The organism is Asanoa ferruginea, assembly GCF_003387075.1.
Taxonomy (GTDB): domain Bacteria; phylum Actinomycetota; class Actinomycetes; order Mycobacteriales; family Micromonosporaceae; genus Asanoa; species Asanoa ferruginea.
Window position 1 is genome coordinate 6328335 of record NZ_QUMQ01000001.1, and the last position, 26320, is coordinate 6354654.

The 26320-nt window shown below is 71.6% G+C and carries 23 protein-coding genes; 9 read left to right on the top strand and 14 right to left on the bottom strand.

What is annotated here, in order from left to right; all coding sequences use genetic code 11:
• Positions 1-16 precede the first annotated feature (16 nt).
• The 7 genes from DFJ67_RS29580 to DFJ67_RS29610 are packed head-to-tail and all read left to right on the top strand — an operon-like array spanning position 17 to position 7812.
• Positions 17-994, top strand: coding sequence for a Gfo/Idh/MocA family protein (locus DFJ67_RS29580; RefSeq protein ID WP_116071078.1), 978 nt, complete (start codon positions 17-19; stop codon positions 992-994).
• The gene (locus DFJ67_RS29585; protein ID WP_239097473.1) at positions 991-1845 is read left to right on the top strand and encodes a TIM barrel protein; all 855 of its coding nucleotides are present in this window, start codon (positions 991-993) and stop codon (positions 1843-1845) included. Before DFJ67_RS29580 ends, DFJ67_RS29585 begins: the two co-directional genes overlap by 4 nt.
• On the top strand, positions 1842-2795 hold the full coding sequence (gene iolC / locus DFJ67_RS29590) for a 5-dehydro-2-deoxygluconokinase (RefSeq protein WP_116071080.1): 954 nt from the start codon (positions 1842-1844) through the stop codon (positions 2793-2795). The genes DFJ67_RS29585 and iolC overlap by 4 nt, the downstream gene beginning before the upstream one ends.
• The gene (locus DFJ67_RS29595) at positions 2788-3663 is read left to right on the top strand and encodes a Cgl0159 family (beta/alpha)8-fold protein (RefSeq protein ID WP_116071083.1); all 876 of its coding nucleotides are present in this window, start codon (positions 2788-2790) and stop codon (positions 3661-3663) included. Before iolC ends, DFJ67_RS29595 begins: the two co-directional genes overlap by 8 nt.
• Positions 3660-4490 (top strand): 5-deoxy-glucuronate isomerase, encoded by an 831-nt coding sequence (iolB, locus tag DFJ67_RS29600; RefSeq protein WP_203784071.1) that lies wholly within the window; start codon positions 3660-3662, stop codon positions 4488-4490. The genes DFJ67_RS29595 and iolB overlap by 4 nt, the downstream gene beginning before the upstream one ends.
• On the top strand, positions 4487-6322 hold the full coding sequence (gene iolD, locus DFJ67_RS29605; RefSeq protein ID WP_116071087.1) for a 3D-(3,5/4)-trihydroxycyclohexane-1,2-dione acylhydrolase (decyclizing): 1836 nt from the start codon (positions 4487-4489) through the stop codon (positions 6320-6322). The genes iolB and iolD overlap by 4 nt, the downstream gene beginning before the upstream one ends.
• A gap of 8 nt (positions 6323-6330) precedes the next feature.
• A complete protein-coding gene (locus DFJ67_RS29610; protein WP_116071089.1) occupies positions 6331-7812 on the top strand; it encodes a CoA-acylating methylmalonate-semialdehyde dehydrogenase in 1482 nt (493 codons plus the stop codon).
• Between the two features lie 39 nt (positions 7813-7851).
• Here the strand turns inward: DFJ67_RS29610 and DFJ67_RS29615 are convergent, their stop codons facing one another.
• The 9 genes from DFJ67_RS29615 to DFJ67_RS29655 form a co-directional block, all read right to left on the bottom strand.
• Positions 7852-8331 carry an RICIN domain-containing protein gene (locus DFJ67_RS29615; protein ID WP_116071091.1) on the bottom strand — a complete coding sequence of 160 codons (480 nt, stop codon included), beginning with the start codon at positions 8329-8331 and terminating at the stop codon, positions 7852-7854.
• A 69-nt stretch (positions 8332-8400) separates the two neighbouring features.
• Positions 8401-8916, bottom strand: a complete 516-nt coding sequence (locus tag DFJ67_RS29620; protein WP_239097472.1) for a GNAT family N-acetyltransferase — start codon at positions 8914-8916, stop codon at positions 8401-8403.
• Between the two features lie 1078 nt (positions 8917-9994).
• The gene (locus DFJ67_RS29625; protein WP_116071095.1) at positions 9995-10750 is read right to left on the bottom strand and encodes an aminoglycoside phosphotransferase family protein; all 756 of its coding nucleotides are present in this window, start codon (positions 10748-10750) and stop codon (positions 9995-9997) included.
• Between the two features lie 157 nt (positions 10751-10907).
• Positions 10908-11279 (bottom strand): hypothetical protein, encoded by a 372-nt coding sequence (locus DFJ67_RS29630; RefSeq protein ID WP_147315654.1) that lies wholly within the window; start codon positions 11277-11279, stop codon positions 10908-10910.
• 41 nt (positions 11280-11320) lie between these two features.
• Positions 11321-12511 carry an ABC transporter ATP-binding protein gene (locus DFJ67_RS29635; protein ID WP_116071099.1) on the bottom strand — a complete coding sequence of 397 codons (1191 nt, stop codon included), beginning with the start codon at positions 12509-12511 and terminating at the stop codon, positions 11321-11323.
• A gap of 19 nt (positions 12512-12530) precedes the next feature.
• Positions 12531-14357, bottom strand: a complete 1827-nt coding sequence (locus DFJ67_RS29640) for a glycoside hydrolase family 13 protein (protein ID WP_239097655.1) — start codon at positions 14355-14357, stop codon at positions 12531-12533.
• Positions 14358-14360: 3 nt separating this feature from the next.
• Complete coding sequence (locus DFJ67_RS29645) at positions 14361-15281, bottom strand: sugar ABC transporter permease (protein WP_116071101.1); 921 nt, start codon at positions 15279-15281, stop codon at positions 14361-14363.
• Positions 15281-16879: an ABC transporter permease subunit gene (locus tag DFJ67_RS29650; protein ID WP_116071103.1), complete on the bottom strand. Its 1599-nt coding sequence runs from the start codon at positions 16877-16879 to the stop codon at positions 15281-15283. The genes DFJ67_RS29645 and DFJ67_RS29650 overlap by 1 nt, the downstream gene beginning before the upstream one ends.
• Positions 16880-16891: 12 nt before the next feature.
• A complete protein-coding gene (locus DFJ67_RS29655) occupies positions 16892-18124 on the bottom strand; it encodes a sugar ABC transporter substrate-binding protein (protein WP_116071105.1) in 1233 nt (410 codons plus the stop codon).
• Positions 18125-18260: 136 nt separating this feature from the next.
• On the opposite strand from DFJ67_RS29655, the gene DFJ67_RS29660 reads away from it, so the two are divergent.
• Positions 18261-19256, top strand: coding sequence for a LacI family DNA-binding transcriptional regulator (locus tag DFJ67_RS29660; protein WP_116071108.1), 996 nt, complete (start codon positions 18261-18263; stop codon positions 19254-19256).
• 40 nt (positions 19257-19296) lie between these two features.
• Positions 19297-20778, top strand: a complete 1482-nt coding sequence (locus DFJ67_RS29665) for a glycosyltransferase family 39 protein (RefSeq protein ID WP_147315655.1) — start codon at positions 19297-19299, stop codon at positions 20776-20778.
• A gap of 302 nt (positions 20779-21080) precedes the next feature.
• Here the strand turns inward: DFJ67_RS29665 and DFJ67_RS29670 are convergent, their stop codons facing one another.
• From DFJ67_RS29670 to DFJ67_RS29690, 5 genes are read right to left on the bottom strand one after another with little or no spacing between them, the layout of a single operon-like run.
• Positions 21081-21857 carry an ABC transporter ATP-binding protein gene (locus DFJ67_RS29670; RefSeq protein ID WP_116071112.1) on the bottom strand — a complete coding sequence of 259 codons (777 nt, stop codon included), beginning with the start codon at positions 21855-21857 and terminating at the stop codon, positions 21081-21083.
• Positions 21854-23014, bottom strand: coding sequence for an ATP-binding cassette domain-containing protein (locus DFJ67_RS29675; protein ID WP_211333974.1), 1161 nt, complete (start codon positions 23012-23014; stop codon positions 21854-21856). Before DFJ67_RS29675 ends, DFJ67_RS29670 begins: the two co-directional genes overlap by 4 nt.
• On the bottom strand, positions 23011-23823 hold the full coding sequence (locus DFJ67_RS29680) for an ABC transporter permease (RefSeq protein WP_116071114.1): 813 nt from the start codon (positions 23821-23823) through the stop codon (positions 23011-23013). Before DFJ67_RS29680 ends, DFJ67_RS29675 begins: the two co-directional genes overlap by 4 nt.
• Entirely contained in the window at positions 23820-24779 is a 960-nt protein-coding gene (locus tag DFJ67_RS29685) for an ABC transporter permease (protein WP_116071116.1), read from the bottom strand. Before DFJ67_RS29685 ends, DFJ67_RS29680 begins: the two co-directional genes overlap by 4 nt.
• Positions 24776-26290 carry an ABC transporter substrate-binding protein gene (locus tag DFJ67_RS29690; RefSeq protein ID WP_116071118.1) on the bottom strand — a complete coding sequence of 505 codons (1515 nt, stop codon included), beginning with the start codon at positions 26288-26290 and terminating at the stop codon, positions 24776-24778. Before DFJ67_RS29690 ends, DFJ67_RS29685 begins: the two co-directional genes overlap by 4 nt.
• Positions 26291-26320 lie beyond the last annotated feature (30 nt).

Sequence of the window (26320 nt, forward strand, 5' to 3'; positions counted from 1 at the left end):
GGCGAGACTCGCTGACATGCGCATCGGACTCATCGGTGCGGGACGCATCGGCGCCCTGCACGCCTCGACGCTGGATTCGTTGCCGTCCGTGACCGGCGTGGTGATCAGCGACGTCGACCACGAGCGGGCCCGGGTGCTCGCCGACAAGGTCGGCGCCGCGGCGGCCTCGATCGACGACCTGCTGAGCGCCGTCGACGGTGTCGTCGTCGCCACCAACACGGAGACCCACCGCGAGCTGATCGAGCGAGCCGCGGCCGCCGGGCTGCCGGTGTTCTGCGAGAAGCCGGTCGCACCCGACGTCGCCGGCACGCTGTCGGCACTGGCCGCCGTGCGCGCGGCCGGGGTGCCACTCCAGGTCGGGTTCCAGCGCCGGCACGACGCCGGCATCTCGGCTGTCCGGCGCGCGGTCACCGCCGGTGACCTCGGCACCCTGCACCTGGTGCGGTCGGCGACGCACGACCCCGCGCCGCCACCGGCCGGCTACGTTTCGACCTCCGGCGGGATCTTCCGCGACTGCGCGGTGCACGACTTCGACGCGGTCCGCTGGGTCACCGGGCGGGAAGTCGTCGAGGTGTCGGCGGCCGGGAGCAACCGCGGCGACGCCTTCTTCGCGGCGGCCGGCGATGTCGACACCGCCGTCGCGACGCTCACCCTCGACGACGGCACGCTCGCCGTCTGCACCGCGACCCGCTACAACGGCGCCGGCTACGACGTGCGGCTCGAGGCGCACGGGTCCGCCGGCGCGCTGACCGCCGGGCTCGACGAGCACGCGCCGCTGCCGCCGATGGCCACCGGGCAGCCCTACGCGGGCTTCGGCGAGCGGTTCCGCGACGCGTACGCTGCCGAGCTCATCGCCTTTGTCGACCTGGTCGCGGGCCGCCGGCCGAACACCTGTCCCGGCGAGGAAGCCCTGGCCGCGCTGCTCGTTGCCGAGGCCGCGGACCTGTCCCGCCGGGAGAATAGGCCCGTCAAGCTGACGGAGGTGGCGCCGTGATCCGGGTGGCCGGAGCACCGATCTCGTGGGGCGTCTGCGAGGTGCCCGGCTGGGGGCACTGCATGCCCGCCGACCGAGTGCTGAGAGAAATGTCCGCGCTGGGGCTGACCGCGACCGAACTCGGTCCCGACGGCTACCTGCCCGCCGACCCGGCCGAACGCGCCGAGTTGCTCGGCCGGCACCACCTCGAGGTGGCCGGCGGCTTCGTCCCGGTCGTGCTGCACGACCCCGGCCACGACCCGGTGCCGGGCGTCGTCCGGGCGCTGACCGCATGGTCGGGCGTGCTCGTGTTGGCCGCCGCGACCGGCACCGACGGCTACGACACCCGGCCCGACCTCGACGCGCTCGGTTGGCAGACGCTGCTCGGCAACCTCGACCAGATCAACACGGCGGCGGCGGAGCGCGGCGTCACCGCGACCCTGCACCCGCACATCGGCACGATGGTGGAAGGGCCCGATGAGGTACGCCGGGTCCTCGACGGCTCGGCCATCCCGCTCTGTCTCGACACCGGGCACCTGCTGGCCGGCGGCACCGACCCGGCGGCGCTGGCCCGCGAGGTGCCCGGCCGGATCGCGCACGTCCACCTCAAAGACGTCGACGCGGCGTCGGCGGCGCGGGTGCGCGCCGGCGAGGTCAGCTACACCGACGCCGTCCGGGCCGGCCTGTATCGGCCGCTCGGCGACGGGGATGTCGACATCGCCGCGATCGTCGGCGCGCTGACCGCGGCCGGCTACGCCGGCTGGTATGTGTTGGAGCAGGACACGATGCTCGACGCGGAACCCGCCGCGGGCGAAGGGCCGGTCGCGGACGTCCGCCGGAGCCTGGAGCACCTGCGGAAGGTGGCGGCGTGAGTCCCTTCGATGTGGTCGCGGTCGGGCGGCTCGGTGTCGACCTCTATCCCGAGCAGATCGGGGTGCCGCTCGCCGCGGTGCGCACGTTCGCCAAGTCGCTCGGCGGCACGGCCGCCAACGTCGCGGTCGCCGCGGCCCGGCACGGCCGGCGGGTCGCCCTGGTCAGCGGCACCGGCGCCGACCCGTTCGGCGAATACCTCCACCAGGAACTGCGCGGCTACGGCGTCGACGACCGCTGGGTGGCGACCGTGCCCGACCTGCCGACCCCGGTCACGTTCTGCGAGATCTTCCCGCCCGACCGGTTCCCGATCTACTTCTACCGCTACCCGACCGCACCCGACCTGCGGATCGACCCGGCCGGCCTCGACCTCGACGCGCTGCGCCAGGCCGGCGTGCTCTGGCTGACCGGCACCGGCCTGTCCGCCGAGCCCAGCCGCTCGGCGCACCTGGCCGCGCTGCGCGCCCGCGAGCGGGCCCCGCTGACCATTCTCGACCTCGACTACCGGGCCCAGTTCTGGCCCGACGAGGCGGCGGCCGGCGAGGCCTTCCGCGCCGCGTTGCCGCTGGTCACCGTCGCGGTCGGCAACGCCGAGGAGTGTGCGGTCGCCACCGGCGAGCACGACCCCGAGCGGGCCGCCGCGGCGCTGCTCGCCCAGGGCCTCGAACTGGCCGTGGTCAAGCTCGGCGGCGAGGGCGTGCTCGGTGTGACCGCGACCGAGACGGTCCGGGTGCCGCCGGTGCGGGTCGAGGTGGTCAACGGGCTCGGCGCCGGCGACGCGTTCGGCGGCGCGCTCTGCCACGGGCTGCTCGCCGGCTGGCCGCTGGCCCGGGTGCTCTCGTTCGCCAACGCGGCCGGTGCCCACGTCGCCGCCCGGCTCGCCTGCGCCCCCGACATGCCGACATCCCAAGAGGTTGAGGAGCTGGTCACGGCGATGAGCGACGATGCGTGACGACACGCTGCGGGAGCTGGTCCGGACCCGCGCGGAGGAGCCCGAGCGGCTCGCCGTGACGGCCGCCGCCCGGCGCCGCCGCCCGCTGCTGCCCGCCCGCGGCCGGCTGATGCTCATCGCGGCCGACCATCCGGCCCGCGGCGCGTTCTCGGTCGGCGGCCGCCCGATGGCCATGGCCGACCGCATCGACCTGCTCGACCGGATGCTGCTCGCGCTGTCCCGACCCGGTGTCGACGGGGTGCTCGGCACCCCGGACCTGATCGACGACCTGCTGCTGCTCGGCGCGCTCGACGACAAGGTGGTCATCGGCTCGATGAACCGCGGCGGGATCCCGGGCACCGCGTTCGAGATCGATGACCGGTTCACCGCCTACCGCGCCGACTCGCTGGTCGCGGGCAACCTCGACGGCGGCAAGATGCTGCTCCGGATCGACCCGACCGATCCGGCCACGGCGGCGACCCTGGAGGGGTGCGGCAACGCGGTCAACGGGCTCGCCGCCAACCGGCTGATGGCGATGGTCGAGCCTTTCTGGGTACGCCGTGACGCGGCCGGCCGGGCACTCAACGACCTGTCGCCCGACGCGGTGATCCGGTCGATCGCGATCGCGCAGGGGCTCGGCACGACGTCCGCGTACACCTGGCTCAAGGTCCCGGTCGTGGCCGAGATGGAGCGGGTGCTGACCGCGAGCACCCTGCCGGCGCTGCTGCTCGGCGGCGACCCGGGCGAGGCGCCCGAGGAGACCTACGCGTCGTGGCAGAAGGCGCTGCGGCTGCCGACGGTGCGCGGCCTGGTGGTCGGCCGGACGCTGCTCTACCCGCCCGACGACGACGTGGCGGCCGCGGTGGACACGGCGGTGAGCCTGCTGTGAGCTGGTATCGCCCGCAGTGCGCGGAGGTCGCGCCGGACGGCGACGGGTGGCGGCACACCGGCCTGCGGATCGTCACGCTCGCGGCCGGGGAGTCGACCAGTTGGTCCACCGGGCCTTTCGAGCAGGTCGTGGTGCCGCTGTCCGGCGCGGCCGAGCTGACCTGTGACGGTTCACCGATCACGTTGCACGGCCGTCCTGACGTGTTCACCGCCGTCACCGACCTCTGCTACGTGCCGCCCGGCTCGCAGGTCACCCTCGGCAGTGCGGCCGGTGGCCGGTTCGCGGTCGCTTCCGCCTTCGCCGCGGCTGGTCTGCCGTTGCGCTACCGGCCGGCGAGCGAGGTGCCGGTCGAGGTGCGCGGTGCCGGGTCGGCGACCCGTCAGGTCAACAACCTGGCCGACGCGTCGTCGTTCGCCTGCCAGCAGCTGATCGTGGTCGAGGTGCTCACCCCGGGCGGCAACTGGTCCAGCTATCCGCCGCACAAGCACGACGAGCACCGTCCTGATGAGACGGAGCTCGAAGAGATCTACTACTTCGAGGTGGCCCGCGGTGGCGCCGGCTATCAGCGCGTCTACACCAGCGGCCCGGAGCGGGAGATCGACGTGCTTGCCGAGGTGCGCAGCGGCGACGTGGTGCTGGTGCCGCACGGCTGGCACGGCCCGTCGATGGCGGCGCCCGGCTACGACCTCTACTACCTCAACGTGATGGCCGGGCCGGGTGACCGGGCCTGGCGGTTCCGCGACGACCCCGCGCACGCCTGGATCCGCGACACCTGGGCGGACCAGCCGATCGACCCGCGCGTTCCGTTCTACGGGAGGCCCGCATGAGACTCACGGTGGCACAGGCCCTGGTCCGGTTCCTCGCCGCGCAGGAAACCGAACGCGACGGGGTGCGCCGGCGGTTCTTCGCCGGCTGCTTCGGCATCTTCGGCCACGGCAACCTGGCCGGCATGGGCCAGGCGTTGCGCGAGTACGCCGACACGATGCCCTACCACCTGGCCCGCAACGAGCAGGCGATGGTGCACACCGCGGCGGCGTACGCCCGGATGACCAACCGGCTCTCGGCCTATGCCTGCACGACCTCGGTCGGGCCCGGTGCGACCAACATGATCACCGGTGCCGCGGGCGCGACCATCAACCGGCTGCCGGTGCTGCTGCTGCCCGGCGACACGTTCGCCACCCGGGTCGCCGATCCGGTGCTGCAACAGCTCGAACTGCCGTACGCCGGTGATGTCTCGGTCAATGACTGCCTGCGGCCGGTGTCCCGCTATTTCGACCGGATCAACCGGCCCGAGCAGCTCGTCGAGGCGGCGCTGCGGGCGATGCGGGTGCTCACCGACCCGGTCGAGACCGGCGCGGTGACGCTGGCGCTGCCGCAGGACGTGCAGGCGGAGGCCTACGACTGGCCGTCCGAGTTTCTTTCGCCCCGGGTCTGGCATGTGCCGCGGGCAGTGCCGGAGCCGGCCGCCCTGGAGCGCGCGGTCGCGGCGATTCGTGGTGCTGAGCGGCCGCTGATCGTCGCCGGTGGCGGGGTCATCTACGCGGAGGCCACCGAGGCGCTTTCCTCGTTCGCGTCGCGGACCGGGATCCCGGTGGGGGAGACCCAGGCCGGTAAGGGCGCGCTGCAGCACGGGCACCCGAGCGCGGTCGGTGCGATCGGCGCCACCGGCACCACCGCGGCCAATCAGCTCGCCGCCGGCGCCGACCTGGTGATCGGGGTGGGCACCCGCTACTCCGACTTCACCACCGCGTCGCGGACGCTGTTCGCCAACCCGGGTGTGCGGTTCGTCAACCTCAACGTCGCGTCGTTCGATGCTGCCAAGCACAGTGGACTGTCCTTGGTGGCCGACGCCCGCGCCGGACTGTCCGCACTCGACGCCGCTCTGGGTGACTGGCGGGTCTCGGAGGACTACCGGGCCGAGACGCTGCGGCTGACAGCGGCGTGGAACGACACCGTGGACCGGGCGTACGCGCTCGACAACCAGCCCCTGGCGGCGCAGAGCGCGGTGATCGGCGCCGTCAACGAGGCGGCGGGGGAGCGCGGCGTGGTCGTCTGCGCCGCCGGCTCGATGCCCGGCGACCTGCACAAGCTGTGGCGGCCGCGGGATCCCAAGCAATACCACGTCGAGTACGGCTATTCCTGCATGGGCTACGAGATCGCCGGCGGTCTCGGCGTCAAGCTGGCCGCACCCGACCGCGACGTCTTCGTGCTGGTCGGCGACGGCTCCTACCTGATGATGTCGAGCGAACTCGTCACCGCGGTCGCCGAGGGCGTGAAGCTGATCGTCGTGCTGGTCGTCAACCACGGCTTCGCGTCGATCGGCGCGCTCTCCGAGACGGTCGGGGTCAACCGCTTCGGCACCTGGTATCGCGACCGCGACGGCGGCAACCTGCCCACCGACCTGGCCGCGAACGCGGCGAGCCTGGGTGCCGACACGGTGAGCGTGACCGACGTCGACGGGCTGCGCGCCGCGTTGGCCGCGGCCAAGGAGTCCGACCGCACCACCGTCATCCAGATCGAGACCGACCCACTCGTGTCGGCGCCCGACTCGCAGGCCTGGTGGGACGTGCCGGTCGCCGAGGTGGCGCAGACGTCCGGCACCGAGGCGGCCCGCGCCGAGTACGAGAAGGCCAAGCGGGCCCAGCGAAACTACCTCTGAGGGGCACCATGCGCACGATCGAGCACACCATCGGCGGCACCCGGCGCGGTTCGGCCGAGACGCTGCCGGTCTACGACCCGGCAACCGGCGAGGTGGCGGCGCGGGTCAGCGCCGGCACGGCCGCCGAAGTCGACGACGCGGTCGCCGCCGCGGGCAAGGCGTTCGAGGGCTGGAGCGAGGTGTCGCTGGCCCGGCGCAGCGCGGTCATGTTCGCGATGCGTGACCTGGTCGAGCGGCACGCCGACGACCTGGCCAGGCTGGTCACCGCCGAGCACGGCAAGACGCTCGACGACGCCCGCGCCGAGGTCGCCCGGGGCCGCGAGGTGATCGACTTCGCCTGCGGCATCCCGTCGCTGCTCAAGGGTGCCTACACCGATCAGGCCTCGACCGGGGTCGACGCCTACACGTTCCGCCAACCGCTCGGCGTCTGCGCCGGCATCACCCCGTTCAACTTCCCGGTGATGGTGCCGATGTGGATGCACCCGCTGGCGATCGCCTGCGGCAACACGTTCGTGCTCAAGCCGAGCGAGCGCGACCCGTCGGCGTCGGACCTGGTCGCCTCCCTCTACGCCGAGGCCGGGCTGCCGGACGGCGTGTTCAACGTGGTGCACGGCGACAAGGTGGCCGTCGATGCGCTGCTCGACCACGATGACGTCGCCGCGGTCTCGTTCGTCGGCTCGACCCCGGTCGCCCGTTACGTGCACCAGCGCGCCTCCGCGGCGGGCAAGCGGGTGCAGGCCCTGGGCGGTGCGAAGAACCACGCGGTGGTGCTGCCCGACGCCGACCTCGACGACGCGGCCAGGCAGATCACCGGCGCGGCGTACGGGTCGGCCGGGCAGCGGTGCATGGCGATCTCGGCCGTGGTGGCGGTCGGTGCCGCGGCCGACGGGCTGGTCACCCGGCTCGCCGCACAGGCCCGCGCCATCACCGTCGGCGCCGGCAGCGACCCGGCCAGTGAGATGGGCCCGGTGGTGACCGCGGCGTCCCGCGACCGGGTAGCGTCCTATGTGGATGCCGGCGAGGCGGCCGGCGCGACGCTCGTGGTCGACGGCCGCGACCTGCTCGACCGGCCGGGCTTCTTCGTCGGCCCGTGCCTGTTCGACAACGTGGCCACCGACATGACCATTTACCAGGACGAGATCTTCGGCCCGGTGCTGGTGGTGCTGCGGGTGTCCACCTTGGACGAGGCAATCTCGCTGTTGAACGCGAACCCCTATGGCAACGGGGCGGCCATCTTCACCGACTCGGGGACGGCGGCCCGGCGGTTCCAGCGGGCGGTGCGAGCCGGGATGGTCGGCGTCAACGTGCCGGTTCCGGTGCCGATGGCCTACCACTCGTTCGGGGGCTGGAAGGCCTCGCTGTTCGGCGACACGCACGTACACGGTCCCGAAGGGGTGGCCTTTTACACCCGGGCCAAGGCGATCACGTCGCGCTGGCCCGGCCCGGCGACCGACGCTGCGCCGTCGTTGCACTTCCCGACCGCGAGCTGACAGACCGCGGTCGGGAAGTCGCTCCTCGCGGGTGGCCCGCTAGCGCCAGGACCAGACCTGGTTGCGGCCGCCGTGGCAGGTCCACTGCACGACCGGGGCGAAGTCGTAGGTGCTCCAGCCGTAGACCTCGAGACACTTGCCGCTGAACCGGTTCTGGATCAGGCCGGTCGAGGGCGCCATGTTCCACTGCTGGTTGGCGCCGCCGTGGCAGTAATACTGTCCCACCGCGGCACCGTCGTAGTTGTTCCAGTACATGACCTCAAGGCATTTGCCGCTGTTCATGTTCTGGATCAGGCCGGTGCTGGTGCTGTAGTACCACTGCTGGTTGGGACCGCCATGGCAGGTGTACTGGCCGGCGGGAGCCAGGTCATGGGTCCAGGAGTACGGCATTTCCAGGCACTTGTCGCTGTTGGCGTTACCGAACAGCGACCGCCCGTTAGTCGCGGCCGAGGCCGGCGCGGCGACGAGGGCGAGGACTGCGGCACAGCCGGCGAGCACGACGATGAGCTTGCGGAACACGGATCCTCCCAGGTTCGATGGGTGTCACCGGGACAGAGACCGTGACCGCTGCGGTGATACCCCCCGCACCTATCGGGGATTGGCGGACACCTCGTAGATGATCTCCAGGCCGTCTTCGTCGTCCCACTGCTCGCCCACCTTGACGAACCCATACTGGGCGACCAGCCGGTAGGAGGCGTCGTTGTCGGGCGCGATGGTGGCCCGAACGGTCCGCACGTCGGGCTCCTCGGCCGCCCGGCGTAGGAGGACCTCCAGCGCGGCCCGGGCATAACCCTGGCGCCGGTGGGTGGGCTCGACCGCGTAGCCGATCTCCACCATCCCGTCGGCGTTCGGTGGCTCGTGATAGCCGGCCCGGCCGACCGCCAGCTGCCGCTCCTCGTCCCAGATGACGCCGGTCACCCAGGCGGCGCTGGCCGGGTCGGCCTCGACCTGCTCGCTGCGCATCAGCCACACGCCGCGCCAGTCCGGGCCGGCGAAGTGGGCGGACATCGGCACGGGGCTGACCGCATTCGCGGCGGCCAGATCACCCTGGACCAGGGCCGCGAAGGTAGGCCCGTTGAGATGAACAATGCGCACGTCAGTCACCGGCCGAGCCTAATCAGGCTGCCCGGGCGAGGTTGCGGGGGTCTGGCCGCGCTCGTCTCGCCGCACGGGCTGGGTTGCGCGGGGCGGGTTGCGTGGGTTTGGCCCCGCAGGTGGGGTTGCGCGGGTTTGGCCGCGGGGATCGAGGCGATCGGCTTGCGTGGGTCTGGCCGCGTGGGTCTGGCCGCGTGGGTCTGGCCGCGCGGGTCTGGCCGCGCGGGTCTGGCCGCGCGGGTCTGGCCGCGCGGGTCTGGCCACGCGGGTCTGGCCACGCGGTCGGGTTGCGCGGGTTTGGCCGCGGTGATCGGGGCGATCGGCTTGCGGGGGTCTGGCCGCACGGGTCTGACCGCACGGGCCTGACCGCACGGGTCTGACCGCACGGGCCTGACCGCACGGGTCTGACCGCACGGGCCTGACCGCACGGGTCTGACCGCACGGGCCTGACCGCACGGGCCTGACCGCGCAGGTGGGGTTGCGCGGGTTTGGCCGCGGGGATCGAGGCGATCGGCTTGCGTGGGTCTGGCCGCGTGGGTCTGGCCGCGCGGGTCTGGCCACGCGGGTCTGGCCACGCGGTCGGGTTGCGCGGGTTTGGCCGCGGTGATCGGGGCGATCGGCTTGCGGGGGTCTGGCCGCACGGGCCTGACCGCACGGGTCTGACCGCACGGGCCTGACCGCACGGGTCTGGCCGCGCAGGTGGGGTTGCGCGGGTTTGGCCGCGGGGATCGAGGCGATCGGCTTGCGTGGGTCTGGCCGCGTGGGTCTGGCCGCGCGGGTCTGGCCACGCGGGTCTGGCCACGCGGTCGGGTTGCGCGGGTTTGGCCGCGGTGATCGGGGCGATCGGCTTGCGGGGGTCTGGCCGCACGGGTCTGACCGCACGGGCCTGACCGCACGGGTCTGGCCGCGCAGGTGGGGTTGCGCGGGTTTGGCCGCGGGGATCGGGGCGATCGGCTTGCGGGGGTCTGGCCGCAGGGTCTGGCCGCGCGGGTCTGGCCGCGCGGGTCTGGCCGCGCGGGTCTGGCCGCGCGGGTCAGGTTGCGGGGATCGGGTTGCGCGGGTCTGGCCGCGAGATCAGCTTGCGGGGTCAGGTCGCACGGGCTAGCAGCTGCGGGACCAGGTCGGCGCCCGTGGTCGGGTCGGTCAGCAGCAGCGCCAGGGCGCGATGGGCCAAGCAGGCCCGGAACGTCGCGCGGTCGCTCGCCGCGATGGCCGCGGCCGCGATCTGGTTGGTGATCGTCTGGTCGGCGCCGGTCGTGATCGCCGAGGCGAGCAGGGCGACCAGGTCGATCGTGCGGGTGCTGCGGCCGAACGCCTCGACGTCGACCACCCCGCGGAGTCGGCCGCCGGTCGCGAGCAGGTTGTAGGCCGCGAAGTCGCCGTGCACGAACTCGCCGGTCGGCAGCGCGGGCACCGGCCGCTCGACCAGATCCAGCGCGCGGTCGACCAGAGCGGCGACCGACGGGTCGAAGCGGTGGTCGGCGACACCGCCGTTGAGGAACGCGCGGATCATCGTCGACCAGTCGCGAACTTCGGGCGGGCACACCGCCGCCTGTCTCTCCACCGCAGCGAGGATGTCCTCGGTCAGCGCCGCGTCCAGGCGCTCCGGTGCTTCGCCGGCGAAATATTCGGTGGCGAAGTAGAAGCGGTCCGCGCCGAGCGGACCGTGCCCGCGCACCTCGGGCGCGGGATAGCCGGCGTCCCGCAGGGCGGCGGTGACGGGCACCGCGCGAACCAGTTGATCGGCCCACCACGCGCCGTGCTTGATCTTCACGACGAGGCGGTCGTCGCCGGCGGCGAGGAGTTCGACGCTGTCGGAGCGGCCGCCAGCCAGCGCGCCCATTACCGTCCACGGCCGGCCGGTGGCCGACGCCAACAGGGCCAGGTCGGCCGGCGAAAGGCCTCGCGGGTTCAGGTCGCACCCCTACCCACGCGCCGGCTCAGGTCGTGGCCCGCGACGGCGTGTGGGCTCGATTCGGTGCCCGCGACGGCTCGTGGGCTCAGGTCGTGGAGCGGAACCACGCCCGGGCCGAGTCGGTGCACAGCAGGACCGCGTAGGCGATCGGCCACGCGAGCGCCCCGATCGCGCCCGGGCCGCCGGTCACGAGGCGCACGAGGGCGACGGCGATGGCGAGGCCGGACAGGACTAGGACGATCGTCCGGGCCCACGACCGACCCGTCTGCACCGCACGCGCGAGACCGACGTAGAGCGCTCCTAACAGGAGGTTGAGCAGGGCGAACAGCAGCGGCCAGCGACCCAGCCCGATCACCCCCGACAGGATCGCCAGGCCGCCGCCGATGTAGAGGAGGATCGCGGCCGCCAGCACGGTGCCCGGCGGCGACGGGCGGGCGGGGACTTCCGGGCTGGACACGAGTGGCATTAGACCAGAACCGGCCACCCGCCGCCGACCCGTCAGTCCCGGATCGCCTCCCCGGTCGTGGGGTCGAAGAAGTGCATCCGCTCGGTGTCGACGACCACCTCGACCTCGTCGCCGGCCCGCACCCGCGAGCGCGGTGCGAACGAGGCGACGAACTTGGTCGCGTCGTGCCGCGGCGCCTCCTCCGTGTGCGCGTCGCGGTCGAGCAGCTTGGTGTCTTCGGTGACCACCCGGGGCGCGTCGATCAGGAAGTGGACCATGATCTGCGAGCCGAGCGCCTCGATCAGCGATGCCGTCGCGCGCAGGCGGGTTTCCGCGCCGCCGCCGCGGACCAGCCGGGCGTCTTCCATGTCTTCGCTGCGGATGCCGACCGCGACCTGCTGCCCGACGAACGACGCCAAACGCGGGCGATCCGCGCTGACCGACGAATGCAGCGGGAGACGGGATCGGCCCACCACCGCGACCAGGTCGTCGCCGTCGCGGTCGATCTGGGCCAGCGCCATGTTCATCGGTGGGGAGCCGATGAAGCCGGCTACGAAGATGTTGTCCGGGTTGTCGTAGAGGAACTGCGGGTTGCCGACCTGTTGCAGCACTCCGGCCTTCATCAGCGCGACGCGGTCGCCCATCGTCATCGCCTCGGTCTGGTCGTGCGTGACGTAGATGGTGGTGACGTTGAGGTCGTGCTGCACCTGGGCGATCTCGGCCCGCATCTGCACCCGCAGTTTGGCATCCAGGTTGGACAGTGGCTCGTCCATCAGGAAGACCTGCGGCTCCCGGACGATCGCCCGGCCCATCGCGACCCGCTGGCGCTGGCCGCCGGAGAGCTGCTTGGGCCGGCGGTCGAGGAGCGCGCCGAGTTCGAGCATCTCGGCGGCCTTCTTGACCCTGCGGTCGACCTCGGCCTTGTCCATCCGCCGGATCTTCAGCCCGTAGGAGATGTTGTCGGCGACGGTCATATGGGGGTAGAGGGCGTACGACTGGAACACCATCGCGATGTCGCGGTCGCGCGGTGAGAGCGTGTTGACCACCCGCTCGCCGATCCGCAGCGTCCCGCTGGTGATGTCTTCCAGCCCGGCGACCATCCGCAGCGCCGTGCTCTTGCCGCACCCGGACGGGCCGACCAGGACCAGGAACTCGCCGTCGGCGATGTCGAGCGAGAGGTCCTGCACGGCGTGGAACCCGTTCTCGTATTGCTTGTTCACCTTGTCGAGGATGACCTCGGCCATCGTGGACCTCCCTGCGAACTCAGAGTTGCCAGACCTGGAATGTCGGCCCGTCGCCGGGCAGGGTCACGTGGTTGTCGGCCCCGGGCCGCAACGCCGGCGCGCCGCCGTAGAGGTTGGTCGCCTCGCCGTCGATGCCGAGCAGCCGTCCGCGCAGTCGCACCGGGTCGTGGGGTGCCCTGGCCGCGAGCACCAGTAGCCGGCCGGCCGGGCTCTCCCGGAGGAAGGCCAGCGCGTCGCCGCGGGCGTGCACCCAGCGCAGGCCGCCGCGGCGCAGCGGCTCGGTGCTCCGGCGCAGAGCGGCGAGTCGCTGGTAGACGTCGAGGGTGCGGCGGTCCCAGCGGTCCGGGCGGTGCCAGGGGAACGGCCGTCGGGCGTCTTCGCCGTTGCCGCCGGTCAGGCCGATCTCGTCGCCGGCGTAGACCATCGGCACGCCCGGCATGGTGAACATCAGCCCGGCCGCGACCTCGACGAGCGCCGGGTCGCCGGTGATCGTGCGGATCCGGGCCGTGTCGTGCGACCCGATCAGCGACCACGACGCGGCCATCGGGTGCCAGGGCGTGCCGGCCCGGAACGCCCGGACGGTGGCGAGGAACGCCTCGGCGGGCCCCCGGGTCGGTGCGACCGGCTTGCCGGAGAGCGTCAGCCCGGCGGCCGGGTCGCGCAGCCAGGTCCACAGCGGGTTGGCGAACGCGGCGTAGTTCATCGTGCCGTGCCAGTCACCCCGGCGCAGGTCGGCGGACGCGTCGTGACAGTGCTCGGCGATCAGCAGGCCGCCCGGCCGGGTCTCGTCGACGGTGCGCCGCAGCGCCCCGATGACCTCGGCGTTCTGGTCGTCGTCGCCGTGGCGGCCGGTCATGTTGGCGACGTCGACCCGCCACCCGTCGAGCTCGTAGGGCGCGCGCAGCCAGCGGGCGGCCACCGAGCGGGTACCGTCGACCATCCGCCGGCGCAACTCGGCGCTGCCGTAGTTGAGCTTGGGCAACGACGGGTGACCGAGCCAGCCGACCACCTCGCCACGCGGCGTGAAGTAGAAGAACCCACGTTCCGTGCCGGCCGGGTCGACCAGCGCGGAGGTGAACCACGCGTGCGTCGATCCACAGTGGTTGGTGGTCAGGTCGCCGATCAGACGCCAACCCCGGCCGTGCACCTCCTGGGCCAACCGGGCGAGCGCCTTGTCTCCGCCGAGGTGTGGGTCGACCTCGTCGAACGAGGAGGCGTTGTAACGGTGGTTGGACGGCGCCGGAAAGAACGGGGTCAGGTAGATCGTGTCGGCGCCGACCGCGCCGATGTGGTCGAGCCGGTCGGCGATCCCGTCGAGGTCACCGCCGTACCATTGGAGCGGGGTTGATGGTCCTTCGTGGATGACCGGGTCGTCCCATTCCGCCGGCACGGCCCAGGGCGGCGGATCACGGCGGGCCGATCGCGCGAACCGGTCGGGGAAGATCTGGTAGATGATCGCGTCGCGGGCCCAGTCGGCCGCAGGCGGCGCGGTGGTGAGCCGGAAGTCGTCGGTGTCGGTCACGTCGTGGTGGTGGGTGCCCGAGCCGTTGAGCCAGCGATAACCGGGGTCGGCACCGCCGCCGAGCAGGAAACGGTAGGCGGCGACCGGGTTGTGCACCGGGATGTCGCAGCGCCACCAGGTCTCGGCCGCGGTCGTGCGGTCGATCCGCCCAGCGACGAACCGCGGCTCGGCGTCTTGGACCGTGCGGGCCCACACGCCCTCGGCGCCGTCGCCGTGCGGCACCCGGACGAACACCGGGACGGTGTCGCCCAACTCGGGCGCCTCGACCGGCACGTGGAGGGCGGCGCCGTCGTGGTGTGGCTCGGCGAGCAGGTCGGCCGTCATCGGTCAGCCCTTCACCGCGCCGGCCGTCAGCCCGCCCACGATGTAGCGCTGGAGGAACTGGAACAGCGCCACGGTCGGCACGGCCAGCACCAGCGCACCCGCGGCGAAGACGCCGAAGTTGTTGTTGCGTTCCTCGGAGACCAGGCCGTAGAGGCCGACGGCGGCCGTCTTGGCGCTGTCGTCGGTGAGGAAGATGCTGGCGATCAGGAACTCGTTGACCGCGCTGATGAAGCCGAGCAGCCCGGTGACCGCGAGGATCGGCGTGACCAGCGGGAGGATCAGCCCGAAGAACACCTGCGCGTGGGTGGCGCCGTCGACCTTCGCCGACTCGTCGAGGTCCTTCGGGATCGTGTCGAAGAAGCCCTTCATCAGCCAGGTGTTGGTGCCCAGCGCGCCGCCCAGGTAGAGCAGCAGCAGGCCGGTGCGGGTGTTGAAGCCGACCGCCGGCCAGAGGTCGCTCACGTAGGCGAACATGATGTAGAGGGCGACGATCAGCAGGAACTGCGGGAACATCTGGACCAGCAGGATGCCCAGCAGCCCGGCCCGCCGGCCCTTGAAGCGGAAGCGGCTGAACGCGAAGGCCGCGCACGCGGAGACGAACATCGACAGCGCGGCCGCGAGCAGCCCGATGATCATGCTGTTGAGGAACCAGATCGGGAACGACGTGTCGGCGAACAGCTTGCGGAAGTTCTCCAGGCTGGCACCGGAAGGCACCAGGTCCGAGGAGCTCAGCGTGCCCAGCGGGTTGAGCGCGGCGGAGACCACGAACAGGATCGGGAAGAGCGAGAACGCCAGCGCCAGCAGCCCGATGATGTGTCGCCAGCCGACCTGCCGGAACCAGCCGCCGCGGGCGCTGCCGAGCCGGACGACGGCGCTGGGCGGCTGGTCGTCGACCGGAGCCTGGATGGTGTCGGTGGCAGCCATCAGTTGATCTCCTCGAGCGCGTGGGTGCGGCGGAAGCTCACGACCGAGATCGTGGCCACGATGAGGAAGATGAACACCGAGATCGCGGCGGCGAAGCCGTATTGCGCGCCGGCTCCGCCGAACGCCAGCCGGTAGGTGTAGGTGATCAGGATGTCGGTGGCGCCCGCCTGCGGGTTGTCCGGCGGGAACGGCGCGCCCTCGCTGACCAGGTAGATCGCGGTGAAGTTGTTGAAGTTGAACGCGAACGAGCTGATCAGCAGCGGCGCCAGCGCGACCAGCAGCAGCGGGAACGTGATGGTGCGGAACGCGTGGAACGGCCGGGCGCCGTCGACCTGGGCGGCCTCGGTCAGGTCGGCCGGGATCGCCTGCAACGCGCCGGTGCTGACCAGGAACATGTAGTTGTAGCCGAGCCAGAGCTGCACGAGCAGGATCGCGAACATCGAGCTCGGCGCCGACCCGAACCAGTTGACGTGCAGGCCGAACAAGCGGTTGATCAACCCGAAGTCGGTGTTGAACATGTCGCGCCAGACCAGCATCATCGCCACGGCCGGCATCGCGTAGGGCAGGATGATCAGCGACCGGTAGAGCCGCTGCCCGCGTAGTTCGGGCTTGTTGAGCACGAGCGCGACGAGCAGCCCGAGCCCGAAGGTGATCAGCACGACGCCGAGCGCGAAGCCGATGTTCCACAGCAGGATCTTCAGGAACGACGCGCGGATGACCGGGTTGGTCACGACCTCGGCGAAGTTGCGGAACCCGACGTTGACCTTCCAACCCTGCGCCAGCGCCTGGCCCTGCCCGTCGACGAACACGCCGTCGTCGCCGTTGGCGGTCCAGGTCTGACCGGTGGTGCGGTCGGTGATGCAATCACAATCATTGTTGTACGCCTGCTGCGGCGTACCCTCGAATGCCCTGGAAAGGCCCTGGTTCTTGATCGCGCCCTTGGCGGTCGGCACGCTGAACTCGACGATGTCGGCCGAGCGCGCACTGATCTGGCCGATGTCGAGCACCTCGTAGCCGCCGGCTGAGGTCACCTTGCCGTCGGCCGACTGCTGCGCGTTGGCCAGGGGTTCGAGGCCGTCGGCCGTGCCGACGAACGCGGCCTTGGTCGCCGGGTCGGTGAGCAGGAAGACGATGTCGCCGGTCGCCGGGTCACCGTCGGTCGCCAGGGTCAGCGTGTAGACGGTCGAGCCCGGCACCTGCTGCACGGACGCGCCTTCGACGGCCGCGATCGCCTCGTCTTTGCTGCCGCGGTGGCCGTCGCCGAAGTTGGTGAACGCCGTGGAGAGCGTGAACAGCACCGGCAGCACCTGAAACACGATCAGAAACAGAGTGCCAGGTATCAGATATTTGGCGGGGATCACCCGCGGCGACAGGTAGACGTAGAAGATCAGCGCGCTGACCGCGACCAGGATGATCAGGCCGATCCAGTTGCCGGTCGCGATCAGTGGGAACGCGGCCCAGACGGCGATCGCGGCGACCACGCCGAGCACGCCAATCTTGATGATCAGGCCGAGTGGTGACGCGGTGCCGTCGGCGCCGAGGCCGAGCCTCGGTTTCGGGGGCGTCGTCGTGCGGACGGGAACGTCGGTGCGGGCCACCGGAGACCCCCTCTACTTGATCTGGGCCTGGATGGCGGACGCGGCCGCCGTGATGGTCGAGCCCGGGTCGGCGCCACCGACCACGGCGGCCTCGGCCTTGCCCAACGGGTCCCAGACCACGGCCATCGCCGGGATGCTGGGCATGATCTGGCCGAACTCGACGCCGGCATCGGCGACCTTGCCGACCAGCGCGTCGTCCTTGCGGACGGTCGCCAGTGCCTCCTTGAGCGCCGGGACGCTCGACGTGGCGGCGTAGAGCGAGGTGCCGACGTCGGGCCGCGACCAGAAGTTGGTGACGAACTCCTGCGCCAGCGCCTTGTTGGTGCCGCGGCTCGCGACGTAGGCCGCGTCGACCGTGATGAACGGCCGCGCCGGCTGGCCGCCCGCGAACGGTGGCACCGGAGAGATGTCGTATTTGACGCTGGTCTTCTTGAGCTCCGGCAACTGCCACGGGCCGGAGATCATGAAAGGCGCTTTGCCGGTGGAGAACAGGCTCAGGATGTTGTCGGCGGTGATCGACCGTTTGAGCGCACCGGAGCCGCCTTCACCCAGGGCACGGATTTTCGCGTACGCCGCGGTCGCGCCGGGTTTGGCCACGCCGAGGTCGCTCGGGTCGAAGTCGCCGCTGTCCTTGGTGCCGAAGATGTAGCCGCCGCCCGAGGTGAACAGCGGGTTGATGTGGTAAGGATCGCCGGTCGGCCCGATCGGCAGCGCGAGGATCTCGTCGACCTTGCCCGCCGCCTTGAGCGCCTTGCCCTTGGCCACCAGGTCCTCGATGGACGTTGGCGCGTCCGGAACCAGCGCGGTGTTGCGGAACAGCACGATGTTGTTCATCGTGAAGGGCATCCCGTAGACCTGCCCATTGAAGGTGACCGCCTTGATCGCCAGGTCCTGATAGCCGGCCTTGGTGTCGTCGGTCATCTGCAACGGATCGATGGTCGCGTTCTGCACCAGGTTGCCGATCCAGTCGTGTGCGCCCATCACAACGTCGGGTGCCCGGCCGGCCTGCGACGCCGTGACGAACTGGGTCTGCAGGTCTTCGGGGATGATCTGGACTTTGACGTCGACGCCGTTCTCCTCGCCGAAGCGGGCACCGAGCGCCTGGGTCGCCTCGCCGCCCGCGCCGCCGCCGGTCCAGATCAGCAGGCTCGGTCGGGTGCCCGCGTCGGCGCCGGCGTCGCTCGCGCAACCGGCGAGCAGCAGCGCCGCGACTGCGGACAGCGCGGATAGCCGTGTGCTGTGCATAGTTGCCGCTCCTCCGGGTTGGGGACGGTCCGGAAGCATCGTGCTAACTCGATTTAGCGTGGAGCATGCGCTCGATGTTCACCGGGTGTCAAGGATGGGTTTGCCAGCGGCGACAAGATCCGCGAACCTGTTGGGTATGGCAACGCGTGTCACGCTTCTCGACGTCGCCCGGCATGCCGGCGTGTCCCGGACCACCGCCTCGTTCGTCCTGACCGGACGGCGCGACATGCGGATCTCCGTCGACGCCGAGCAGCGGGTGCTGCGCGCGGCCCGCGAGCTGAGCTACCGCCCCAACCTGATGGCCCGCGGCCTGCGCACCCGCACCACCCACACGATCGGCCTGATCTCCGACACGGTCGCCACCGAGCCGTTCGCCGGCGAGATCGTGCGCGGCGCCGTCAACGCGGCACTGCGGCACGACCAGTTGCTGTTCCTCGGCGAGACCGAGGGCGCCAGAGGCGTCGAGGACCGCGTCGTCCGCGACATGCTCGACCGGGGTGTCGACGGGTTCATCTACGCGTCGACCTACACCCGGGTGACCCGGACGCCCGCCGTGCTGCGCGGACACCCGTTCGTCTTCCTCAACTGCCTGCCGCGCGGCCGGTCGACCGGCTCCGCGGTGGTGCCCGACGAGCGGGCGGCCGGCGCGAGCGCGGCCCGGGCGCTGACCGCGCTGGGGCACGAGCGGATCGCGCTGATCGGCACGCCCGCGCCCGACGTCTGGGCCGCGGTGGAGCGGCTGGCCGGAATCCGCGACGCGGGCGTCACGCTGGCCGCGACCGTCGAGTGTGACTGGTGGCCGGAACCGGCGTACGCCGCGGTCCGGGACTTTCTCGCCGGTGAGCCGGCGGTGACCGGCCTGATCTGTCTCAACGACCGGATCGCGCTCGGCGCCTACCAGGCGGCGCAGGAGGCGGGCCGGCGGGTGCCCGACGACCTGTCGGTGGTGTCGTTCGACGACTCCGACCTCGCGGCCTGGCTGCGGCCGGCATTGACCAGCGTGGCGCTGCCACACGCCGAACTCGGCCGGCGGGCCGTCGAGTTGCTGCTGGCGCCGCCGGAGAAGCCGGTCGTCGAGCGGATCCCGATGCGCCTGCACGAGCGTGGCTCCGTCGCATCGCCGTCGTTTTAGGGTTCCCACGGCTCCACCGACAGGGCTACGGTTCCTAGTCGTGGATCATGCGGGGGACGGCACAACGGCGTCAGACCGGCCGGTCATGGCGTGGGGTCCGGTGGGTGCGGTCGCTGTGCTGCTGGGCGTGGCGGTCGCGGCCGGCAGCAACAGTTACGGCTATCACCGCGACGAGCTCTACTTCCGGCTCCTGGGCGAGCATCCGGCCTGGGGATATGTCGACCAGCCGCCGCTCACGCCGCTGCTGGCCCGGCTGATGACGTCGGTCTTCGGAGATCACCTCTGGGCGCTGCGGATCCCGGGATCGCTGGCCGTCGTCGCGACCGCGATCCTGACCGCGCTGCTGGCCCGCGAACTCGGCGGCGGCCGCGCCGCACAACTGCTCGCCGCGCTGGGCGCCGCGGGTGCCTTCCCGCTGGTCTTCGGGCACGTGCTGCTCACCGCGACGGTCGACATGGTGGTGCTGGCGGCGGTCCTGCTGTTCGTGGTCCGGGCGTTGCAGGGCAATCCACGGTGGTGGCTGGCGGCCGGCCTCGGCGTCGGGATCGGCCTCTACAACAAGCAGTTGGTGGTGCTGACGCTGATCGCGATCGGCGTGTCGCTGCTCGCGGTCGGCCCACGCCGGGTGCTGGCGTCGCGATGGCTGTGGGCGGGCGTGGCGGTCGCCCTGGTCGTCGGCGCACCCAACGTGATCTACCAGATCACCCACGACTGGCCGCAGCTCAAGATGGCCAACGCGATCCGCGAAGACAAGGGCGCCGACTCGCGCACGCTGTTCGTACCCTTCCAGCTCGTCATGCTCGGGATCTTCGTCGTGCCGATCTGGGTGGCCGGCTTCGTGCGGTTGTGGCGCACCCGGGAGTTGCGCGCGATCGCGCTCGCCTACCCGGTGATCTGCGTGCTGGTGCTGGTGACCGGCGGCCAGCCCTACTACCCGCTGGGCCTGATGCTGGCGCTGTTCGCGGCGGGCTGCCCGTCGGCGGTGCGCTGGGCCGCCGCCCGCAGCGGGCGCCGGGTGCTGCTCGGCGCTGCGGTCGTCCTCAACCTGGCAGTGGCGGCGTTGGTCGCGCTGCCGCTGATGCCGGTGTCGGCGCTGGCGAAGACACCGATCGCCGACATCAACCAGGGCACCAGCGACCAGATCGGCTGGCCGGTCTACGTTCAGCAGATCACGTCGGTATACACCTCGCTGCCGTCCGCCGATCACGCGCACACGGTGATCCTGACCGCCAACTACGGCGAGGCCGGCGCGCTCGACCGCTACGGCGTCGACCTGCCGGCTGTCTACAGCGGACACAACGAGCTGTGGTATCGCGGCCGCCCGGCCGACGACGCGACCGTGGTGATCGCGGTCGGCTTCGGCGACTCGCTGAGCGCGTTGTTCGCCTCGTGCCAGGTCGCCCGCGACCTCGACAACGGCGTCGACATCCCCAACGAGGAACAGGACAACGACATCCGCGTCTGCCGCGACCCGGTCGACTCGTGGGCCACGCTGTGGCCGCGGCTACAGCACTATTCCTAGCGCGCGCGACCGCGAGGCCGAACGGCACGGGCCCGAGCGCCGCGACGAGCGGCCGGACCAGCAGCACGAAGCTCTCCGGCCACTTGGCGGTCGCCAGGCCGCCGAGGTCGATGATCCAGTCCCGCGGCCAGCCCAGGTCGGCGACGACGTCCTTGGCCGCCGGGTCGTCGCCGGACAGGAACGCCGACAGTGGCGCCGCTCGGCCATGACGCCGTTGAAGGGCCAGGCGAGGTGGTGTCTGTTCGGGCTTACATGTTTCGGCATGTACGCACATGCCAAAACATGTAAGCCCTGAAGGGCACCTACCCGGTCTGGACCGTTGCCGGTGGTGGTTCGACCCCCGGCAGCCGGGGGATGCTGGCGATCAGGCGGCGGGTGTAGGGCTCGCGTGGGTTGCCCAGCACCTCGCCGGTTGGGCCTTGCTCGACGACCCGGCCGTGTTCGAGCACTACGGTCTCGTCGCAGAGGCTGGCCACCACCGCCAGGTCGTGGGAGACCATCACCAGCGTCAGGCCGCGGGTCGCGCGCAACTCGGCCAGCAGGTCGATGATCCGCACCTTGGTGCTCACGTCGAGGGCGCTGACCGGCTCGTCGGCGAGCAACACTGTCGGCTCGACCGCGATCGCACGGGCGATCGCGATCCGCTGGCGCTGCCCACCGGAGAACTCGTCGGGATACCGGTCGGCGGTGTCCGCCGGCAGGCCGACCGCGTCGAGGGCGGCCGCCACCCGCGGTGCGTGGTCGGCGAAACCGAGGGCCCGCAACGGCTCCGCCACGATCCGGCCTACCCGCTGACGTGGGTCCAATGAGGAGTACGGGTCCTGGAATACCGTCTGCACATGCTGTCGAAACGGCCGGGCGGCCCGATGGGTGGTCGGCAGCGGCCGCCCCTGGAACAGCACGGCGCCGGAGGTCGGCCGGCGGAGGCCGAGCAGCAACCGCAACAGCGTGGTCTTGCCGGCCGCCGACTCGCCGACGAGCGCCATGCTCCGACCCGGCGTCACCCCGAACGAGACACCGCTGAGCACCTCGGCCCCGCCGGGGTACCGGAAGCCGACATCGCGGGCTTCAAGAATCACGCCGCACCTCCGGTCGCGTCGCGATGTCCGGCGTCGCCCAGGTCCGCGTCGCGGGAGCCAGCGTCGCCCAGGTCCGCGTCGCGGGAGCCAGCGTCGCCCAGGTCCGCGTCGCGGGAGCCAGCGTCGCCCAGGTCCGCGTCGCGGGAGCCAGCGTCGCCCAGGTCCGCGTCGCGGGAGCCAGCGTCGCCCAGGGCCGTGTCGCGGAGGTCCGCGTCGCGGGAGCCAGCGTCGCCCAGAGCCGCGTCGCGGAGGTCGGCGTCGCGGGAGCCAGCGTCGCCCAGGGCCGCGTCGCGCAGGTCCGCGTCGCGGGAGCCAGCGTCGCCCAGGGCCGCGTCGCCCAGCCCCGCGACGCCCAGAGTCGCGTCGCCGCGGCCGGCGTCGCCGAGGGCGGCGTCGAGCCGGCGGGCGCTGGCGACCAGCCCGGCCGCGTAGCCGTCTCCGGGCTCGGCCAGCAGGTCGCGAAGCGGGCCGGAACGGACCGCGCGCCCCGCTGAGAGGACCACGACCTCTTCGGTGACCTTGCCGACCACGGCCAGGTCGTGGCTGATGAACAGGAGCGCCATGTTGTGCGCTGCCACCAACCGGTCGAGCAGTGCCAGCACCTCGGCCTGCACCGTGACATCGAGCGCGGTGGTCGGCTCGTCGGCGATCAGCAGCGCCGGCCGGCAGGCCAGGGCCATCGCGATCGCCGCGCGCTGGCGTTGGCCGCCGGAGACCTCGTGCGGGTAGGCCCTCGCCACCCGCTCCGGCAACGACACCTCGGCCAGAGCGGAAGCCACGGCATCACGTAGCGCCGCGCCGCGCAATCCCTGATGACGGCGCAGGGGGAGGGCGATCTGCCGGCCCAGCCGCATCAGCGGGTCCAGCGCGGTCGACGGCTCCTGGAAGACGATCGCCGCGGCGCGGCCGCGGACTCCGTCCAGAAGACGGTCCGGAGCGCCGATCACCGGCGTGCCGTCGAGTACGACGTTGCCGGTCGCGGTCAGGCCCGGGGGCAGCAGGCCGGTCACCGCCAGCGCCGTCAGGGACTTTCCCGAGCCCGACTCGCCGATCAACCCGAGCCGCCCGCCGGGCGCAAGACCGAACGAGAGATCGGAGACCAGGACCCGCCCGTCCCGAGTGGTCACGGTCAGGCCGGCCACCTCCAGCAGGCTCATCGCTGCCTCCGGCGGGTCGGGTCGGCGACGTCGCGCAGCCCGTCGGCGACCAGGTTGACGCCGACCACCAGGACGACCAGCAGCACGCCGGGTGCGATCGCGCCCACCGGCGCGGTGAGGACCGTCGACTGGGCCTCCTGGAGCAGCCGGCCCCAGGACGCGTTCGGTGGCGGCGGGCCGAGGCCGAGGTAGGACAGGCTCGCCTCGGCCAGGACGGCCAGGCCGAACTGGAGCGCCAGGTTGACCGCCAGCGTCGGCCAGATGTTGGGCAGCACGTGGGCGGTGACGATGCGCGGCCAGCTCACCCCGGAGGTGCGGGCCGCGGTCACGTAGTCCATCGCCAGCACCCGCTTGACCAGGATGCGGGTCAGCCGGGCGACGATGGCCGACATCGCCAGGCCGATCGCCACGATCGCGGAGCCGAGCGACGCGCCGCGGGCGGCGACCACGAGCATCGCCAGCAGCAGGGTCGGGAACGCGATCAGGATGTCGAGCAGCGCCGCGAGGGCGTCGTCGACCCAGCGGCTCGCGAAGCCGGCCAGCAGCCCGGCCAGGCCGCCGATGACCGCGCCGAGAGCCACCGCGCCGGCGCCGACCGCGAGGGCGATCCGGGCGCCGATCATCAGCCGGGTGAGCAGGTCGCGGCCGAGCTTGTCGGTGCCGAGCAGGTGGTGCAGGCCCGGGCCGTCGAGCCGGCCGCCGGTCGTGTCGGCCGCCGGGTAGGGCGTCCAGAAGAGCGAGACCAGCGCGATGGCCAGCACCAGCGCCACGAGGACGAGGCCGGCGATCAGGAAGACGCGGCGCCTCATCGGCGGGCTCCCGAAACGCGCAGGCGCGGGTCGATCAGCCGCTGCGCGACATCGCTGAGGAAGCCGACCACCAGCACCGCGAACGTGCTGACGAACAGCACGCCCTGGATCACCGGGTAGTCGTGTTGTGCGATGCCGCGGACCAGCATGCTGCCCAGGCCCGGCAGCGCGAACACGCTCTCGATGACGACCGCGCCGAGGAACGTGGTGGCCAACTCGATGCCGAGCACCGAGACCACCGGGACGGCCGCGTTGCGCAGCCCGTGCCGCCACATCGCGCCGAGGAACGACGAGCCGAGGGCGCGCGCGGTGCGCAGGTGGTCGCTGCCGAGCACGTCGAGCGTGGCCGACCGGACGTAGCGGATCAGCGACGCGGCCATCACCAGCGCGACGGTGACCACCGGCAGGATCAGCGCGCGGATCGCGTCGCCAGGTGTCGACCAGCCGTCGGGTGGGAAGCCGCCGGCTGGCAGCGTCCGCAGCCGCAACGCGAAGATCCAGACCAGGATCAGACCCAGCCAGAACGCGGGTACGGCGATGCCGAGCTGCGACACCACCCCGACGAGCCCGCCGTACCAGGTGTGTGACTTGTGCGCGGCCAGGAAGCCGACCGGCACCGCGATGACCACCGCCAGCACGAACGCGGCCAGCGTCAGCGGCACGGTCACCGAGAGCCGGCTGACGATCTCGGGGCCGACCGGCAGCGAGCTGACGAACGAGTTGCCGAAGTGCAGCGTGGCGAGCTGCCCGATCCAGTGCACGAACTGGGCGGGCAGCGGCCGGTCTGTGCCGATCTGGTGGCGGGCGGCGGCGACCTGGTCGGGCGTCGCGCCGACCGACAGCAGCGCGTTGGCCGGGTCACCCGGCAGCAGGCGCAGCAGCAGGAACAGCACGACGCTGGCGAGGACCAGGGTGCCGGCGAGCAGTGCCGCCCGCCGCACCAGATATCGGGTCATCCCTTCTTGATGCCGTAGGCGAAGAACTGCGAGTTGAGCCCGTTGACCGGGTAACCGGAGATCTTCGTCGAGGCGACCACGATCTGCGGGTAGAGGTAGAGCCAGTCGCTCGCCGCGTCCTGCGCGATCTGCTGGTTGACCTTCTTGAGCAGCTCGGTCTGCTGCTCCTCGGTCGGCGCCTGCTCGGCCTGCTTGACCCAGTCGGTCACCTGCGGGTTGTTGTATCCCCAGTAGAAGGTGGGGTCGCCGTACCAGACAATGTCCCGGTCGTTGACGTGCTCCTGGAGCGTGGCCTGGAAGTCCTTGTTCTGGTAGACCTTCGTGTACCACTGGTCAGAGGTGATCACGTTGATGTTGACCGTGATGCCGACCTTGGCCAGCTCCGACTTCACGAACGTCGCCACCGTCGGGTGCGGGTCGTAGTTGGGCGTGTCGAGCGTGAAGCTGAAACCGTTGGGGTAGCCCGCCTGCGTGAGCAACTGCTTGGCAGTGTCTACATTGTACGGGTTGACGCCGGTCAGGTCGGTGTACCACGGGTCGGTCGGCGGCACCATCGACCCGATCAGCGTGCCGTGGTCACCCCAGATCGACTGGAGCAGCTTCTTGTTGTCGATCGCCGAGCTGATCGCCTTGCGCACCTGGGTGTTGTTGAACGGCGCGACCCGGTCGTTGAACGCGAGCAGCAGCTTGGTCGTCGACTTCCCGTCGTTGACCTTGTAGGCCGGGTTGTCGCTGAACTGCGGGAGCGCGTCCGGGTTCTGCTCGCTGGTGACCACGTCGACCGCGTTGGTGAGCAGGGCGTTGTCGAGCGCGCTGCCGTCGGTGAAGTAGTGGAACACCACGCCGCCGTTGGTGGCCGGGGTGCCCCAGTAGTCGGCGAACTTCTTCAGCGTCAGCGTCGAGCCGCGCTTCCACGAGTCGAGCTGGTAGGGCCCGGTGCCGTCCTCTTTGGACGCGATGCTGCCGGACTGGTCGTTGATGATCCAGACGTAGCTGAGGTTGTAGACGAACGAGATCGACCGGGTCGCCAGCGTGACGGTGACCGTCTTCGGGTCCGGCGTGGTGATCTGCTTGATCTCCGGGAAGCTGCTCTTGCGGGCCGACTTCGAGTCGGGCGCGAGCACCTTCTCGATGCTGTACTTCACGTCGGCCGACGTCAGCGCCTTGCCGGAGTGGAACTTGACGCCGTCGCGCAGGGTGAACGTGTAGGTGAGGCCGTCGGCGCTGACCGTGTTGCCGGTGGCGAGCAGCGGCTCGACCTTGCCGTCGTCGGTCAGCCGGTAGAGGCCCTCGTAGACGTTGCCGTTGAACGCCTCGGTGACGCCCTGGCCACCACCGCCGGTGTTGTCGAGGTTCTGCGGCTCGTAGAGCGAGCCGACCTGGACGACGGCGTTCGCGTCGGCGGCGTTAGCGGGCGTGCCGGCCGAGGAGCCACCGCTGGAGCCGCAGGCGGCCAGCGCCACGGCGGCCGCGAGGGTGGCGCCGAGCAGCGCGATTCTTTGCTTCTTCACGATGTAGGTCTCCGGATCAAGGGGGGAGCG

Excerpts from the sequence above, each read along its gene's own strand:
- DFJ67_RS29680 (WP_116071114.1), bottom strand. The coding sequence starts at position 23,823 with ATGAGGCGCCGCGTCTTCCTGATCGCCGGCCTCGTCCTCGTGGCGCTG.
- DFJ67_RS29625 (WP_116071095.1), bottom strand. The coding sequence starts at position 10,750 with ATGGGCGCGCTGGCTGGCGGCCGCTCCGACAGCGTCGAACTCCTCGCC.
- DFJ67_RS29660 (WP_116071108.1), top strand. The coding sequence starts at position 18,261 with ATGGCAACGCGTGTCACGCTTCTCGACGTCGCCCGGCATGCCGGCGTG.
- DFJ67_RS29640 (WP_239097655.1), bottom strand. The coding sequence starts at position 14,357 with ATGACGGCCGACCTGCTCGCCGAGCCACACCACGACGGCGCCGCCCTC.
- DFJ67_RS29635 (WP_116071099.1), bottom strand. The coding sequence starts at position 12,511 with ATGGCCGAGGTCATCCTCGACAAGGTGAACAAGCAATACGAGAACGGG.
- DFJ67_RS29655 (WP_116071105.1), bottom strand. The coding sequence starts at position 18,124 with ATGCACAGCACACGGCTATCCGCGCTGTCCGCAGTCGCGGCGCTGCTG.
- DFJ67_RS29610 (WP_116071089.1), top strand. The coding sequence starts at position 6,331 with ATGCGCACGATCGAGCACACCATCGGCGGCACCCGGCGCGGTTCGGCC.
- DFJ67_RS29645 (WP_116071101.1), bottom strand. The coding sequence starts at position 15,281 with ATGGCTGCCACCGACACCATCCAGGCTCCGGTCGACGACCAGCCGCCC.
- DFJ67_RS29675 (WP_211333974.1), bottom strand. The coding sequence starts at position 23,014 with ATGAGCCTGCTGGAGGTGGCCGGCCTGACCGTGACCACTCGGGACGGG.
- iolD (WP_116071087.1), top strand. The coding sequence starts at position 4,487 with ATGAGACTCACGGTGGCACAGGCCCTGGTCCGGTTCCTCGCCGCGCAG.
- DFJ67_RS29595 (WP_116071083.1), top strand. The coding sequence starts at position 2,788 with ATGCGTGACGACACGCTGCGGGAGCTGGTCCGGACCCGCGCGGAGGAG.
- DFJ67_RS29580 (WP_116071078.1), top strand. The coding sequence starts at position 17 with ATGCGCATCGGACTCATCGGTGCGGGACGCATCGGCGCCCTGCACGCC.
- DFJ67_RS29685 (WP_116071116.1), bottom strand. The coding sequence starts at position 24,779 with ATGACCCGATATCTGGTGCGGCGGGCGGCACTGCTCGCCGGCACCCTG.